We start from the raw sequence: 14,685 nt of genomic DNA on the forward strand, positions 1-14,685 counted from the left end.
ACGGTGAGCCGGTGAACAGGACGCGTCGGGTCGCCGGTGGCGGCCGCGCGGTCGAGGTGGCGCCGGAGCGGCTCGGCGGCTGGTTCGCCCGGTTCGCGGACCGCAACGGCGGGATCGCGCACACCCGGCCGGGTGCGGATGAAGTCGTCGTCACCGCCGGGAACGGGGCCACCGCGACCGTCACCGTCCCGTTCCCGCCACTGGACGCTCCCGGTGACCTCGACGCGCTCATCGCCCACGCGAACGCACCGCGTCGCATCGGGCTGCTCCTCGTCCGGCTGGGCGGGCACAGCGTCGGTGTCGCGGAAGGCGGCCGGGTCGTGGTGTCGCGGACCGCGGGGCGCCTCGTGCACGGCAGGTCGGCGGCGGGCGGCTGGTCGCAGCAGCGGTTCGCGCGGCGACGGGACGCGCAGGCGCGGCAGGCGGTGCGCGCGGCCGCGTCCGACGCCGCGGACGTGCTCGGGACCCGGTTGCCCGAACTGGATGCGGTGGTGCTCGGCGGTGATCGCGCGGCACTCGACGAGGTACGGCGGGACCGCCGCCTCAGCGGGGTCTTCGCGCTGGCGCTGCCGCGAGTGCTCGATGTCGCCGAGCCGCGGCGGTCGGTGCTCGACGAGGCCGCGAAGCGGGCGCTGGCGGTGGAGGTCGTCGTCCGCGACGCGTGAGAAGATCCGCGTCGTGACCCGGTCGACTTTCTGGCGCCTCGTCGCGGGCGGCATCGTGTTCGTGGCGCTCGCGATCGTCTGCCTCACCCTCGCGCCGGGGTGGTTCCACCCGTCGCTGACCGATGCCGATCTCCGCGGGGTGGGCAGCGCGGAAACCAGGATCGGCCTCCAGCAGGCACAAGCCCAGTTGCAGAACAACGTGCGGGGCACGGTGCTGCAGGCGATCGCGGGCGTGCTCGTCGTCGCGGGCGCGGCCGCCACCTGGCGCCAGGTGCACGTGAACCGAGAAGGGCAGCTCACAGAACGGTTCACGCGCGCGGTCGACCACGTCGGCAGCGAGAACCGCGACGTGCGCATCGGCGGGTTGTACGCACTGGAACGGGTCGCGCGGAACTCGCCCGCCGACCGCGACACGATCCAGTTCCTCCTCGCCACCTTCGTCCGCACCCACGCGCCGTGGGCGGTCGGCGCGCCGGACGGTCCCGAGCATCCCACTCCGACGGTGGACGAAAGCGTGTCGTGGCTCCAGGTCAGGGCGCCGGACATCCAAGCGGCGCTGGACATCCTCGGCCGCGTGCCGTGTTCGAAGAACCGGCCGCGGCTCTATCTGTCCCGAGTGGACTTGAGGAGCCTGCAACTGCACAACGCCCGCCTCGTCGACACCCAGCTCCGGCACGCCAATCTCGCGCGGGCGTGGCTGCGCGGGGTGCGCATGGACTCGAGCGATCTGAAGGGGACCGATCTGCGCCGGGCGAACCTCGAAGGCGCCGTGTTCAGGAACGCCAACCTCGGCGGTGTCCAGTTCGCGGGCGCCAGGGTGCGCGGGGTCGATTTCCGGGAAGCCGATCTGACCGGTGCGGACCTCGGCGGCGCCGACGTCTGCGGGGCGGATTTCCGTGGTGCGAACCTGACCGGAACCGCGTTCGCCGGTGCGTTCGCGGACGGGGCGACCCGATGGCCCGACGGGTTCGACACCGGCCGCCTGACCAGGCCCGCGGGTGAGAAGCCCCACGCGAGGTAAATTCGGTGGACCGGCGCCCGTATACTTAGCGTCGTGGGTTTTCAGGAGATCATGAGGGAATAGCTCCGGTGCCGGGTCACGCCCGGCCCGTCGCAGCTGTCCCGGCACCCACCCCTTTTTCGCAGTCCACAGGAGACTCCCTTGATCACGGCCACCGGCCTTGAGCTGCGCGCTGGTTCGCGCATTCTGCTCTCCGGCACCACACTCCGCATCCAGCAGGGCGACCGCATCGGCCTCGTCGGCCGCAACGGCGCTGGCAAGACCACCTCGCTCAAGGTGCTCGCCGGCGAGGGCGAGCCCTACTCCGGCGAGGTCAAGCAGACCGGTGAACTCGGCTACCTGCCGCAGGACCCCCGCGAAGGCGACCTCTCGGTGACCGCGAAGGACAGGGTGCTGTCCGCGCGCGGTCTCGACACCTTGTTGCGGGACATGGAAAAGCAGCAGATGGCGATGGCCGAGCTCGCCGACGACGACGCCAGGGACAAGGCGATCCGGCGCTACAGCAGGCTCGAGGAGCGGTTCGCGTCGCTCGGCGGGTACGCGGCCGAAAGCGAAGCGGCCCGCATCTGCTCCAATCTCGGGCTCGCCGACCGGGTGCTGGCGCAGACCCTGCAGACGCTGTCGGGCGGCCAGCGCCGCCGGGTGGAGCTGGCGCGGATCCTGTTCGCCGCGGCCGAAGCGGGCGCGGGCGGCAAGTCCGAGACGATCCTGCTGCTCGACGAGCCGACCAACCACCTCGACGCCGACTCCATCAGCTGGCTGCGCGGTTTCCTCAAGGCGCACGAAGGCGGCCTCGTGGTGATCAGCCACGACGTCGACCTGCTCGCCGACGTGGTCAACAAGGTGTGGTTCCTGGACGCGACCCGCGGCGAACTCGACCACTACAACATGACCTGGCAGCGCTACCTCGACGCGCGAGCCACCGACGAGAAGCGCCGCCGCCGCGAGCGCGCGAATGCCGAGAAGAAGGCGTCGGCACTCCAGCAGCAGGCGGCGAAGCTCGGCGCGAAAGCCACGAAAGCCGTCGCTGCCAAGAACATGGCGCGCCGCGCGGAGCAGATGCTCGCGAACCTCGACGACACCAGGCAGGCCGACCGCGTCGCGCGGATCAAGTTCCCCGAGCCCGCCCCGTGTGGACGGACCCCGCTCACCGCCGAAGGACTGTCGAAGTCGTACGGGTCATTGGAAATCTTCACCGGCGTGGATCTCGCGATCGACCGCGGTTCGAAGGTCGTCGTTCTCGGCCTGAACGGTGCGGGTAAAACGACCCTGTTGCGATTGCTGGGCGGTATGGAAAAGGCCGATACCGGATCAATGGTGCCCGGACACGGATTGCGACTCGGCTACTACGCACAGGAACACGAGACGCTCGATCATGACGCGAGCGTGTGGGAGAACATCCGTCATCTCGCACCGGACACCGGCGCGCAGGAACTGCGGAACCTGCTCGGTTCGTTCCTGTTCACCGGCGAGCAGCTCGACCAGCCAGCCGGCACTCTCTCAGGCGGTGAGAAGACGAGGCTCGCGTTGGCGGGACTGGTCTCCAGTGCTGCCAACGTGCTGCTGCTCGACGAGCCGACGAACAACCTCGACCCGGCGAGCCGCGCGCAGGTGCTCGACGCGCTGCGCAGCTTCACCGGCGCGGTCGTGCTCGTCACCCACGATCCCGGCGCGGTGGAGGCGCTGGAGCCGGAGCGCGTGATCCTGCTGCCGGACGGCACCGAGGACCATTGGTCCGCGGATTACTTGGAACTCGTGCAGTTGGCCTAAACCACACGGGCAGTTCCGGCGCTTGGTTGACCGTGAACAAACACTGGAATGGCCCAACATGATCGCAGTTTTGTCAGCTTTTTCGCTCCTCGTCTGGCATTCCGGCGCGCGGTGTTCGATCATTGCGGCAGTAGGGGCCGGAAGTGGCCCAGGACACTCTCGGGCGGAAGGCGGACGGACGTGGCGGACCTCAAGAAGGGCGCGCGGATCACCGGTAACACGCGCGACAAGCTTGCCGCTGACTTGAAGAAGAAATACGAGAAGGGGGCGAGCATTCGTTCGCTCGCGGAGTCCACCGGACGCTCGTACGGTTTTGTGCACCGCGTGCTTTCCGAATCGGGTGTGCAGCTTCGTGGTCGTGGCGGCGCCACTCGCGTCAAGAAGAAGTAACCGCGGACGGCTTCGCGCGCTCGTGCTCGCGGAACACCAGTAGCACGCCCAGCAGTGCGATCGGGTAGACGAGGTAGCCGAACCGGGTCGCGGGCGCGAGCATGGTTTGCGCGCAGAGGCCGACCACGATGCGCAGTACCGCGTCGGAGCCGGTGGCGGGCGGGCGGAGCAGTACCCAGGCACCGATCGCGAGGGCGGCCATGCCGAGCAGGGCGAAGGCGGCGATCTTGCCCGCCGTCCCCAGCCCGGCGATCAGATAGCCGGGGAACGGGCTGCCCGCGGGGGAGACCACCACACCGGACCCGGTCGGGAAGCGGATCACGTGTTCGACGAACGCGCCGGGGTCGGCGAGGAACACGGGCAGGTTCAGCACCACGCACAGGCCGATCGCCGTCGCGGCGAACCGGCCGAACGCCCGGCTGCCCAGGCGCGCGAACACGAACACCGCGAGCACGACGACGGCCGAGGCGACGATCAGCTTCGCGCTCACCACCGCGCCCGCGAGCACGCCGGCGAGTACCGGCCTGCGTGCCGCGGCCAGTGCGAGCGCGAGCACGAAAAGGCCGAAGATCGCCAGGTCGGGGCCCGAGGTGGACCAGATCAGCGCGGTCAGCGGGAACACGGCGGTGAGCTGGGCCGCGGCCACGGTGATCCTCGGCCGTCCCAGCAGCCGCCAGGTGCCCCACAGGCACAGGCACACGCACAGCGCGAACATGAGCCGTGCGTCGGTGAGCGCGTCGGTGACCGGCGTGCCCCCGAACAACGCCCTGGGGAGCCCGAAAACGGTCATCACGGGCCCGTAGGGCGTGTAGTCGTTGACCTCCGGCGGCCTGTCAAGCGACAGCACGTCGACGTAGGGCGTGCCGTGGTCGAGCAGCAGGCTCGCGGAGCGCTCGATGACCCACACCTCGGGCTGCGCCGCCCACGACCACGGTGTGATGAGCCAGTCCACCCCGGTCAGCCGCCGCACCACGAGCACCGCGAGCGGCACCAGCATCGCGAGGACGGCGGCGAGCGCGATCGGCGTCCAGCGCGAGGCGAGCAGCCGCGGCAGTACCAGGCCGCGGCGCGCCGCGACGAGCTCGGCGATCGTCAGCACGAGACCGAGGCCGTACCCCGCTGCCGCGAAGTTGCCCCACACGCGGAAGCCGTAGAACTCGTTGGTGAGCGCGGTGATCAACGCGTAGCCGAACGCGAAGAGGAAGAACGCCGCGTCGAGGGTCCGCGGCGGCGGCCGGAAGCGGGCCGGGCGGCGGGTTTCGTCCAGTGTGGTCTCCCCGGTCACCACCGAAGCGTAACGACCGGTGGTCGCGGGCTTGCCCGCGCTACGGGAAGAACTTCGGAGGACCGGGAAGAATAATTTCGGTCCACACGTTAACCTGGTCATATGCACGGCAAAGCTCGATTATTATCGAGGTTTTGCCTCGAACTGGAGGGGCGAAGTGGACAACACCTGGTCACTGATGACCTCGGCGATGCGCGCGGCGGACGCGCCGAGGGGGCTGACGAAGGGGACGGTGCGGCGCGTCGCGCGGTTCGCCAGGCCGTACTGGCGCAGCCTGGCGATCTTCCTCGCCCTCACCGTGCTCTCGGCGGTGCTCGCCGTCAGCACGCCGCTGCTCGCGGGGAAGGTCGTGGACGCCATCGTCGGCGGGCGCGACGTGAGCGTCGTCGTGTGGCTGGCGGTCGTGATCGCCGCGATCGCCATCGCGGACGCGGGCTTCGGGCTGGCCGAACGCTGGCAGTCCGCGCGGATCGGCGAAGGGCTGATCCTCGACCTGCGGCGCGCGGTGTTCGAGCACGTCCAGCGCATGCCGATCGCGTTCTTCACCAGGACCCGTACCGGCGCGCTGGTCAGCAGGCTCAACAACGACGTGATCGGCGCGCAGCGCACCTTCACCGCCACGCTGTCCGGCCTGGTCACCAACCTGATCCAGCTGGCGCTGTCGCTGGTGGTGATGATGACGCTGTCCTGGCAGGTCACCCTGCTCGCGCTGGTGCTGCTGCCGGTGTTCGTGCTGCCGGCACGGCGGATGGGCAAGCGGATGGCCGACCTGCAACGCGAGTCGGCAGGCCTCAACGCGGGGATGACCACCCAGATGACCGAGCGGTTCTCCGCGCCGGGCGCCACGCTGGTGAAGCTCTTCGGCAGGCCGCGCGACGAAGCCCACGAGTTCGGCAAGCGTGCCGGGCGGGTGCGCGACATCGGCGTGCGGACCGCGATGCTCACCCGCTGGTTCATGACGAGCCTGACGCTGGTGTCCGCGCTCGCGCAGGCGCTCGTGTACGGCCTCGGCGGCTGGCTCGCGCTGACCGGCCGGATCGAACCCGGCACGGTGGTCGCGCTCGCGCTGCTGCTCACGCGCCTCTACACCCCGCTCACCGCGCTGGCGAACGTCCGCGTCGACGTGATGACCGCGCTGGTCTCCTTCGAGCGGGTCTTCGAGGTGCTCGACCTCGAACCCATGATCACCGAGCGGTCCGACCCCGAGCCGCTGCCGTCCGGACCGGCGTCGGTGGAGTTCGACGACGTCCGGTTCGGATACCCCGCGGCGGACCGGTTCTCGCTCGCTTCACTCGAGGATGTGTCCACATTGGATAATCGTGGTGGCGAGGAAGTGTTGCACGGCATCAGTTTCCGTGCGGAGCCAGGTCAGTTGATCGCGCTCGTCGGGTCGTCGGGCGCGGGGAAGTCGACGATCGCCTCGCTGCTGCCCCGGCTGTACGATGTGGACTCCGGTGCTGTCCGGCTGTCCGATGTGGACGTACGGGAGCTGGCGTTCGACGACATCCGCGACGCGGTGGGCGTGGTCACCCAGGACGGTCACCTGTTCCACGACACGATCAGGGCGAACCTCACCTACGTACGGCCCGAAGTGTCCGAGGACGAGATCTGGGCGGCACTGCGCGACGCCAGGCTGGAGGAGTTGATCCGGAGCCTGCCCGACGGTCTCGACACCATGGTCGGCGAGCGCGGGTACCGGCTTTCCGGCGGCGAACGCCAGCGGCTGACCATCGCGCGGCTGCTGATCGCCCAGCCGCGCGTGATCGTGCTCGACGAGGCGACCGCGCACCTGGACTCCGAATCGGAGGTCGCGGTGGGGGAGGCGCTCACGCACGCCCTGGCCGGCCGCACCGCGCTGGTGATCGCGCACCGGCTCTCCACGGTCCGCGCGGCGGACCAGATCCTGGTGGTGGAAGCGGGCACGATCGTCGAACGCGGCACCCACGAAGAGCTGCTCGCGATCGACGGCCGCTACGCGAACCTCTACCACACGCAGTTCGCCGACGAACCCGCCGCCGCCTGACCGGGTTCATGCCCCGAAGGTGGCCTTCAGGGCGCTGGATGCCCCGAAGGTCACCTTCGGGGCATGTGCGTGTGTCACGCCAGTGCGGGGACCCTTGGCAGGTACGCGGAAAACAGTGAAGCGTTGGCGGCATCGCCACCGTCCACGTTGGAGCTTCGCCAAAGCGGCACCGCGACGCCCTCGGTGTCGGCGTGCGAAAGGACGGTCGCCAGCACCTTGCTCCAGAGGAAGGCGTTGACCACAGTGGACAGCGCGGCGGTGCGGGGGTTCTCGGCGGGGAAGCTCGCGTCGCCAGGCCGGATGCCGGTGTCGAGCACGACCGTGGCCTCCTCGATCAGGGTGCTGTTCCCGCGCCGGGGCGCCACCGCCACCGAGGCGCGGGAGGACACCGCGATCACCGGGGTGCCCGCCGCGCGCGCGGTCGAGGCGAGTTCGACCGGGTACGGGTTCACGCCGGAAGTCGAGAAGACCACCAGCACGTCCGTCGGGCCGGGCGGGGACTTCGCGAGCACCTCCGCGGCGAGCCCTGACCTGCGCTCGGCCACCGTGCTGGCCTGCGCGCCGTGCAGCGGGAGCAGATCCGGGTGGTACAGCGGGTACACGCAGGCGAGCCCGCCCGCCCGGTAGAAGGTCTCCGCCACGGCGGCGAGCGAATGCCCGGCCCCACCGGTGTAGACGAGCGAATCGGCGCGGACGCAGCCGAGCACCAGCCGGGCCGCTTCCTCGATCTGCTCGGCGTTTTCGGCCGCGACGCGCTTCAACGCGTCGCCAGCCAGCGTGTCGAACTCGGTGGCGCTCACCACATGCCCCCATCCTTGCCAGTACCCGGTGTCGAACGAATCTGTATCGGGTGGGATTGATCCCGTCAACCGCGGCGTTGGACCATTCGGGAGCTGGTGGAGGATGATCAGGTGAGCGGACACGAACCAGGGGTGAAGGTGCTCGCGGCCGACGGCCCGGTGCGCGCGGTGGTGCTGGTGCTGCACGGCGGGTCGGAATGGGGCGACCGGGAGGTCCGCCCGTGGCGGCTCGCCTACCTCCGGATGGTCCCGATCGGGCGCGCGGTGCGGCGCGCCTGCCGCGACCACGGCGTCGAGGTGCGCCTGCTGCGCAACCGGGTGCACGGCTGGAACCCGCCGAAGCTTCCCGCGGTGGAGGACGCCAGGTGGGCGCTGGAACGGATCAGGGCCGAGCATTCGGACGTCCCGATCGTGCTCGTCGGTCACTCGATGGGCGCCCGTGTCGCGCTGCGGGTCGCCGACGACCCCAACGTGGTCGGCGTGTGCGCGCTGGCGCCGTGGACCCCGGACGGCGAGCCCGTCGAGCCGGTCCGCGATCGCGCCGTGCTGATCGTCCACGGGCTCCGCGACCGGATGATCGATCCCGGGCAGTCGTTCGACTTCGCGACGAGAGCGCAGTCCGATACCTCCCGATTGGCGCGTTTCGAGCTCGCCGCCGAAGGGCACGCCATGCTTGCGCGTGCACAGGTCTGGACCCGTCTCGTGTGTGCTTTCACACTGGATGTACTCGGTGCGGCCCGAGAGGACAAGACTATGTGCTCGGCCTGGACCAAGCCGAGCGCCGACAGGTTGCGAATCCCGCTCTGAGCGCGAACATTGGCTCTGCGACGGCGACCGTCCACAGTCACCAGCTGGATGATTCCGGCGGAAGGGAGTGCCTTGACCAGCTCAAGCGTCGATCGGGCTGAGACACACGCGGCCGAGCCGGATCCGGCGAAATGGCCCGGACTGGCGACGCCGCCGCATTCCCCGCTGCGGGCGCGCGTCGCCGAGGGGCTGTTCCGGCGAGCGGTGCGCCCGCTCGACCTCCGGGTCAGCCTTCCCGACGGGAGCACGCTCGGGTCCGGCGGGGAAACCGCGCCCGAAATGCGGCTCACGAGGCCGTCCGCGTTCTTCCACCGGCTCGGCGCCGACGCGAAGATCGGCTTCGGCGAGGCGTACATGGTCGGCGACTGGACCACCGACGCGCTGGCCGAGGTGCTCACGCCGTTCGCGGAGCGCATGGCGACGCTGATCCCCCCGATCCTGCAGAAGCTGCGCCGATTCGTGGAACGGCGCCAGCCCGCGTCGGAGGCCAACACCGTCGAAGGCGCGCGGTCGAACATCCAGCGCCACTACGACCTGTCCAACGACCTGTTCACGCGCTTCCTCGACGAGTCGATGATGTACTCCTCGGCGCTGTTCGGGCCGGACGACGACCTCACCGCGGCGCAGCACCGCAAGATCGACAGCGTGCTCGACTACGCGGGCGTCCGCGAAGGCAGTTCGGTGCTCGAGATCGGCACCGGCTGGGGCGAGCTGTCCATCCGCGCTGCCGAGCGGGGCGCGACCGTCACCTCGGTGACCATCTCCGAGGAGCAGCACGCGCTGGCCACCGAGCGGATCGCGGCCGCGGGCCTGTCCGACCGCGTCGACGTGCGGCTGTGCGACTACCGCGACGTCAAGGGGGACTACGACGCCGTGGTGAGCGTCGAGATGATCGAGGCCGTCGGCGCCGAGTACTGGCCGACGTTCTTCTCCACCATCGGCAAGCGGCTGCGGCCAGGCGGGCGCTTCGGGCTGCAGGCGATCACCATGGACCACGAACGGGTGCAGGCCACCGCGTCGTCCTACACGTGGATCCACAAGTACATCTTCCCCGGCGGCATCATCCCGTCGACGGAGTCGATCGAGCAGGGCATGACCGAGCACACCACGCTGCGGCTGCAGGGCCTCCGCGAGTTCGGCCAGGACTACGCCCGCACGCTCCGGCAGTGGCGCGACCGGTTCACCGAGCGCTGGTCGGAGATCTCGGCGTTCGGGTTCGACGACGTGTTCCGCCGGATGTGGGAGTTCTACCTGGCGTACTCGGAGGCGGGCTTCCGCTCTGGCTACCTCAAGGTGCACCAGTTCGGATTCGCCAAACCGGGAGGAACAACCCAATAGGGGGGTCGCACGTCCGGGTTCATGAGGTCTGCGGTTGAGTGGCACCTGCAGCACCGCATGTGACCCGGTAGACGTGGAAGGGTGATCGAGGGATGAGCTACGGCGGAGACTACGACGGCTACCCGCCGCGGTCCGGCCCTCGCCAGCCCCCGAGGGGCCCGCGGCGCCCCCAGCACACGCAGATGATGCCCCTGCCAGGGCAGGAGCGGCCCTACGGCGACCAGCGCCGGGCCGAGCCGCCGCATCGGCAGGGGCCACCTCCGCGCCAGGAGCCGCCGCAGCGGCCGATGGGCGGTCCGCCTCGGCGCCGCCGCCGGTGGGGCTTCGGGCGCATCCTGCTGACCCTGCTCACCGTGATCGTGCTGCTGATCGCCGGCGTGTGGATCTACCTCGAGGTGTCCATCAACCGCATCGACGCCATCCACGACTACGCGGGCCGCCCGGCCGCCGCGTCCGGCACGAACTGGCTCATCGTCGGCTCCGACAGCCGCGAAGGCCTCTCCGCCGAGGACGAGGAACGCCTTGCCACCGGCGACGTCGCGGCCGCCGGTGGCGGTACCCGCACCGACACGATCATGGTCGCGCACATCCCGGACAACGGGACCCCGCCGACCCTGCTGAGCCTGCCGCGCGACTCCGAGGTGAAGGTGCCGGGCCACGGCACCAGCAAGATCAACTCCGCGTTCTCGATCGGCGGGCCGAAGCTGCTGACCGAGACCGTCGAAGGGGCCACCGGCCTGCGCATGGACCACTACGCCGAGATCGGGTTCGGCGGGTTCGCCAAGATCGTGGACGCGATCGGCGGCGTGAACATGTGCATCGACAAGGAAATGGACGACCCGATGACCGGGGTGAGGATCCCGCCGGGGTGCCAGGACCTCGACGGCCCGCAGGCGCTCGGATTCGTCCGCATGCGGCACGCCACGGCGACCCCGCGCTCGGATCTCGACCGCGCCGCGAACCAGCGGAAGTTCATCGGCGCGCTGGTCAGCGAGATGGCCAGCCCCGGCACGTTCCTGAACCCGTTCGACCTGTTCCCGCTGCTCGGCGCCGCGCCGGACGCGCTGACTATGGACTCCGGCGACCACGTGCACAACCTCGTCGGGCTGGCGTGGGCGATGCGGGGCATCTCCTCGGGCGGCGTCGTCACCACGACCGTGCCGGTGACCTCGGCGTCGGCGGAGAAGTGGGACAAGACCAAGTCGAAGCAGCTGTTCGACGCGCTGCGCGGCGACACCCCGATCCCGGACAGCGCGATCTTCCACTAGGTCGTTTTCGGCCGGTAGCGCGGATATTCGAGTCCGGTCGCGAGCCCGTCGGCGAGCTCGCGACCGGCGATCCGTTCGACCAGCCACAGCGCGACGTCGATCCCCGAGGTCACGCCACCGCCGGTGACGAGGTCGCCGTCGTCCACGACGCGGTCCGGCACCACCTCCACGCCCAGCTCGGCGAGTTCGGCGGTGGCCGAGTGGTGGGTGTTCGCGCGGCGGCCGGTGAGCAGACCCGCGTGCGCGAGCAGCATCGTCCCGGTGCAGACGCCGACGAGAAGTTCGGGTGCGGCTCGTTTCAGCAAGGGAATCCAGTCGCCGCGCTGGACTTCGCCCCAGGCGCCCGCCTCGGCGCGCGCGCCCCAACCGCCGCCGGGGACCACCAGGACGTCCGGCCCCGGATCGAACGCCGCGTCGGTTTCGAAGCGCAGCCCCGACGACGTCGTGACGAGCCCTCGGCCGGTCCTGCCGACGAGCCGGACGGTGAAACCCGCGCCGCGGAGTACCCGCAGCGGCCCGGTGAGGTCGAGGTCGTCGACCCCGGGGAACGTGACGATGTCGATGCGCATACGCGCGACCCTGCCACCGAAGGCGTGCGGACGGCCAGCGAAAAACCCGGATGCGCGAGACCACACGAGGCGAGCATCATGCGGATATGCGGGCACCAGCCGAAGAAGTCGCGGTTTCCGACCTGATCGTCCTCCGCCGTTGGCGGCACGACGACGTGGTACCGATGCGGCGCGCGGTGACGGAGTCGATCGATCACCTGCGGCCGTGGTCGACCTGGGTCACCGACGGGTATCCCGTCGAGGCGGCGCAGGAGTTCCTCGACACCGCGCGGCGCCAGTGGGACGAGGGCGTGACCTTCGACTACGCGATCACGATGGACGGCGGGATCGTCGGCGGCTGCGGCCTGATGACCAGGGCCGGCCCCGGCGCACTGGAAATCGGCTACTGGGTGCACCGGGCCCGCACCGGGGAAGGCATCATCACGAAGACGGTCGAGCGACTGGCCGAAGTCGCGTTCGGAATCGGCGCCGACCGCGTGGTGATCGTCCACGACGAACTGAACGAACGGAGCGGGGCTGTTCCCGCCCGGCTCGGGTTCCGGCAGCTCGCGCGCCGCCGGACCTCCGGACGTTTGCCCGCTCCCGCCGACAGCGGCGTGGAACTCGTCTGGGAGCTGCGCGCGCCCTGAAGCGGCTCAGGCGGGCGGTTCGGTCTCGTTCTCGGGACCGCGCAGCGCCGATTCGACGGCCTCCTCGACCATCGGCGTCATGGTCGAGGTGTAGGCGGCGCTGAGGTGGTTTTCGTCGCGGTAGACCAGGACGTTGCCGATCACCGGCGGGCAGGTGTCCGGCTCGCACACGTAGTCGCTGAAGTCCAAAAAGGACACCGAGGGCGGGAGGTCGGGGATGTCCGCGTAGGGGCCTCGCGGCGGGAGGAGAAGATCCCTCGGCGTGGCGCACGACGGATCGTCGGGTCCGCGTTGTTCCGCGCAGGCGGCCGGCGAGACGTCGAAACGCGGGTTGTCCCGGATCGCGAGCACCGGGATCCCTTCCCCGGCCAGCCGCCGCCACTGCGCGGCGAACCCGGACGGTGTCTGCTCGGTGGGCCCGGCGCGCACGTCCCTGCTGGCCATGGTCAGCACCGCGTCGGGTTTCATCGAGCTGATGAGCTCGGCCGCGGTGGTGTTCCACTCCCGGCAGCCCTCGTCGTCCGGGTCGATGTCCGAGTCGGTCGAGAACGGGCAGGCACTGCGGAACATCACGGTCACCTGCCAGTTCCGGCGTTCGGCGATCGGGAGCAGCGCGGCCGTGTACTGGCGTGCGTGCGAATCACCGACGAGCACGACGCGCCGGGCCGGTGCCTCGCCAGGGGCCGTGGTGGTGCAGTCGTCGAGTTCTTCTTGACTGGCAGGGGATTCACCGCACCGCGGTTCGATGGGCGACCAGTCGTCGGGCAGGGCGAGGTAGGACGGCGCGGGTGCGGCGCCCGCCGTGCCGCGGTAGGTGAAACCGGGTGTTCTGGCCTTCGCACCCGGGTGGTCGTGATCGGCCGCGTCGATGGTGAGCGAGCCCGCCTTCTGCTCGCTCGCGAGCTGCCAGCCGCCCGTGGCGAGGAGCACCGGAACCAGCAGCAGCGCGCCGAACGCGAGCGCGCGCCTCGGCTCGCTCGCGCCGATAGCCGAATCGCGCACGGGTTTCTCGACCAGCTGGTAGGTCGCGACCGACAGCAGTACCGAGATCCCGATGACGACCGCGCCGCCGAGGAGGCCGACCTCGGTGCGTTCCCTTGCCACCAGGTAGAAAACCAGCACCGGCCAGTGCCAGAGGTAGAGCGAGAAGCTGAGGTTGCCGACGAACTCCAGCGGGCGCGAACCGAGCGGGCGGTCGGCGGCGAACGGGTTCCCGGTCGAGCCGGCGACGATGATCAGTGCGGCGGAGACGATCGGCCAGAGCGCGACGAAACCGGGGAACTCGGTGTCCACGCGCAGCAGCAGCCCGCACGAGATCAGCCCGGCGACCCCGGCCCAGCCCGCGGCGATCCGCACCAGCAGGGGAAGCCGGACGCGGTCGGCCAGCAGCGCGAGCAGCCCGCCGGCGGCGAACTCCCACACCCGCGTCAGCGAGTGGAAGTAGGCGAGCGGCTGGTCGGTGCCGGTCAGCTGGATCGAAAACACCAGTGATACCGCGAAAACCGCGAGCAGCACGATCAGCAGCGTCGGGCGGAGCGCGCGCTTCGCCACGACGGCGACCAGGCCCACGAGCAGCGGCCACACGAGGTAGAACTGCCCCTGGATGGACAGCGACCAGAAGTGCTGCACCACGCTGGCCGAATCGTGTTGCGCGAAGTAGTCGGCCGAATCGGCGGCCAGCCGCCAGTTCTCCAGGTACAGCGCGGAAGCGGCGACCTCCTTGATCGTCTGGAACCAGCGCGCTTCCGGAAGCAGCACCACGCTCGCGACGATCACCGCGGCCAGCACCGTCAGCGCGGCGGGGAACAGGCGCTTGACCATCCGGCCCCACATCGCCCCGTACGCGATGCCGCCGCGGGAACCGGCGCGGTAGAGCTGCCCGGTGATGAGGAAGCCGGAGATCAGGAAGAACACGTCCACGCCGCCGGACACCCGGCCGAGCCACACGTGGTAGACGACCACCAGCACCACGGCCAGCGCGCGCAGGCCCTGCAGCTCCGGCCGGTAGCGCCGGTCGGTCCCGGCTGGGAGCCGTTCCCGATCGCGCACCGGGGATCGACGGGCCGGGGATTCGGACATCGGACGCCACTCCGCGATCAAGGGGACACGAACCGGAGACG

At 70.2% G+C, this 14,685-nt stretch carries 13 protein-coding genes; 9 read left to right on the plus strand and 4 right to left on the minus strand.

Going from position 1 to position 14,685, the window contains the following annotated elements; genetic code table 11:
• The first annotated feature begins 11 nt into the window (after nucleotides 1–11).
• The 4 genes from HUW46_RS39645 to HUW46_RS49155 all read left to right on the plus strand — a co-directional run bounded on the left by HUW46_RS39645 (nucleotide 12) and on the right by HUW46_RS49155 (nucleotide 3,846).
• Nucleotides 12–665, plus strand: coding sequence for an acVLRF1 family peptidyl-tRNA hydrolase (locus HUW46_RS39645; protein ID WP_215543816.1), 654 nt, complete (start codon nucleotides 12–14; stop codon nucleotides 663–665).
• Nucleotides 666–678: 13 nt separating this feature from the next.
• Nucleotides 679–1,686, plus strand: a complete 1,008-nt coding sequence (locus HUW46_RS39650; RefSeq protein WP_215543817.1) for a pentapeptide repeat-containing protein — start codon at nucleotides 679–681, stop codon at nucleotides 1,684–1,686.
• 141 nt (nucleotides 1,687–1,827) lie between these two features.
• Nucleotides 1,828–3,456, plus strand: coding sequence for an ABC-F family ATP-binding cassette domain-containing protein (locus HUW46_RS39655; RefSeq protein WP_215543818.1), 1,629 nt, complete (start codon nucleotides 1,828–1,830; stop codon nucleotides 3,454–3,456).
• Between the two features lie 180 nt (nucleotides 3,457–3,636).
• On the plus strand, nucleotides 3,637–3,846 hold the full coding sequence (locus HUW46_RS49155) for a helix-turn-helix domain-containing protein (protein ID WP_110339417.1): 210 nt from the start codon (nucleotides 3,637–3,639) through the stop codon (nucleotides 3,844–3,846).
• Here HUW46_RS49155 and HUW46_RS39665 read toward each other — a convergent pair.
• Nucleotides 3,833–5,131, minus strand: a complete 1,299-nt coding sequence (locus HUW46_RS39665; protein WP_254125396.1) for a glycosyltransferase 87 family protein — start codon at nucleotides 5,129–5,131, stop codon at nucleotides 3,833–3,835. The two genes, HUW46_RS49155 and HUW46_RS39665, sit on opposite strands and share 14 nt — an antisense overlap.
• A gap of 157 nt (nucleotides 5,132–5,288) precedes the next feature.
• Here HUW46_RS39665 and HUW46_RS39670 point away from each other — a divergent pair, with 157 nt between their 5' ends.
• Complete coding sequence (locus HUW46_RS39670; RefSeq protein WP_215543820.1) at nucleotides 5,289–7,154, plus strand: ABC transporter ATP-binding protein; 1,866 nt, start codon at nucleotides 5,289–5,291, stop codon at nucleotides 7,152–7,154.
• A 74-nt stretch (nucleotides 7,155–7,228) separates the two neighbouring features.
• Here HUW46_RS39670 and HUW46_RS39675 read toward each other — a convergent pair whose 3' ends face one another.
• Nucleotides 7,229–7,957 (minus strand): SIS domain-containing protein, encoded by a 729-nt coding sequence (locus HUW46_RS39675; RefSeq protein ID WP_442860885.1) that lies wholly within the window; start codon nucleotides 7,955–7,957, stop codon nucleotides 7,229–7,231.
• A 108-nt stretch (nucleotides 7,958–8,065) separates the two neighbouring features.
• Between HUW46_RS39675 and HUW46_RS39680 the strand changes: the two genes are divergently transcribed.
• The 3 genes from HUW46_RS39680 (at nucleotide 8,066) to HUW46_RS39690 (ending at nucleotide 11,367) form a co-directional block, all read left to right on the plus strand.
• Entirely contained in the window at nucleotides 8,066–8,761 is a 696-nt protein-coding gene (locus HUW46_RS39680) for an alpha/beta hydrolase (RefSeq protein ID WP_215543822.1), read from the plus strand.
• 72 nt (nucleotides 8,762–8,833) lie between these two features.
• Complete coding sequence (locus tag HUW46_RS39685) at nucleotides 8,834–10,099, plus strand: SAM-dependent methyltransferase (protein WP_215543823.1); 1,266 nt, start codon at nucleotides 8,834–8,836, stop codon at nucleotides 10,097–10,099.
• A gap of 92 nt (nucleotides 10,100–10,191) precedes the next feature.
• Nucleotides 10,192–11,367, plus strand: a complete 1,176-nt coding sequence (locus HUW46_RS39690; RefSeq protein ID WP_215543824.1) for an LCP family protein — start codon at nucleotides 10,192–10,194, stop codon at nucleotides 11,365–11,367.
• Here HUW46_RS39690 and HUW46_RS39695 read toward each other — a convergent pair.
• The gene (locus tag HUW46_RS39695; protein ID WP_254125398.1) at nucleotides 11,364–11,936 is read right to left on the minus strand and encodes a DJ-1/PfpI family protein; all 573 of its coding nucleotides are present in this window, start codon (nucleotides 11,934–11,936) and stop codon (nucleotides 11,364–11,366) included. The two genes, HUW46_RS39690 and HUW46_RS39695, sit on opposite strands and share 4 nt — an antisense overlap.
• 86 nt (nucleotides 11,937–12,022) lie before the next feature.
• On the opposite strand from HUW46_RS39695, the gene HUW46_RS39700 reads away from it, so the two are divergent.
• On the plus strand, nucleotides 12,023–12,565 hold the full coding sequence (locus tag HUW46_RS39700; RefSeq protein WP_215543825.1) for a GNAT family N-acetyltransferase: 543 nt from the start codon (nucleotides 12,023–12,025) through the stop codon (nucleotides 12,563–12,565).
• Between the two features lie 6 nt (nucleotides 12,566–12,571).
• On the opposite strand, the gene HUW46_RS39705 is transcribed toward HUW46_RS39700, so the two are convergent.
• Nucleotides 12,572–14,644, minus strand: a complete 2,073-nt coding sequence (locus tag HUW46_RS39705; protein WP_215543826.1) for an acyltransferase family protein — start codon at nucleotides 14,642–14,644, stop codon at nucleotides 12,572–12,574.
• Nucleotides 14,645–14,685: the final 41 nt, after the last annotated feature.

Source organism: Amycolatopsis sp. CA-230715 (assembly GCF_018736145.1).
Taxonomy (GTDB): Bacteria; Actinomycetota; Actinomycetes; order Mycobacteriales; family Pseudonocardiaceae; genus Amycolatopsis.

Bases quoted from the DNA above. Each gene is read 5' to 3' on its own strand.
- HUW46_RS39705 (WP_215543826.1), bottom strand. From the start codon at position 14,644: ATGTCCGAATCCCCGGCCCGTCGATCCCCGGTGCGCGATCGGGAACGG.
- HUW46_RS39695 (WP_254125398.1), bottom strand. From the start codon at position 11,936: ATGCGCATCGACATCGTCACGTTCCCCGGGGTCGACGACCTCGACCTC.
- HUW46_RS39690 (WP_215543824.1), top strand. From the start codon at position 10,192: ATGAGCTACGGCGGAGACTACGACGGCTACCCGCCGCGGTCCGGCCCT.
- HUW46_RS39700 (WP_215543825.1), top strand. From the start codon at position 12,023: ATGCGGGCACCAGCCGAAGAAGTCGCGGTTTCCGACCTGATCGTCCTC.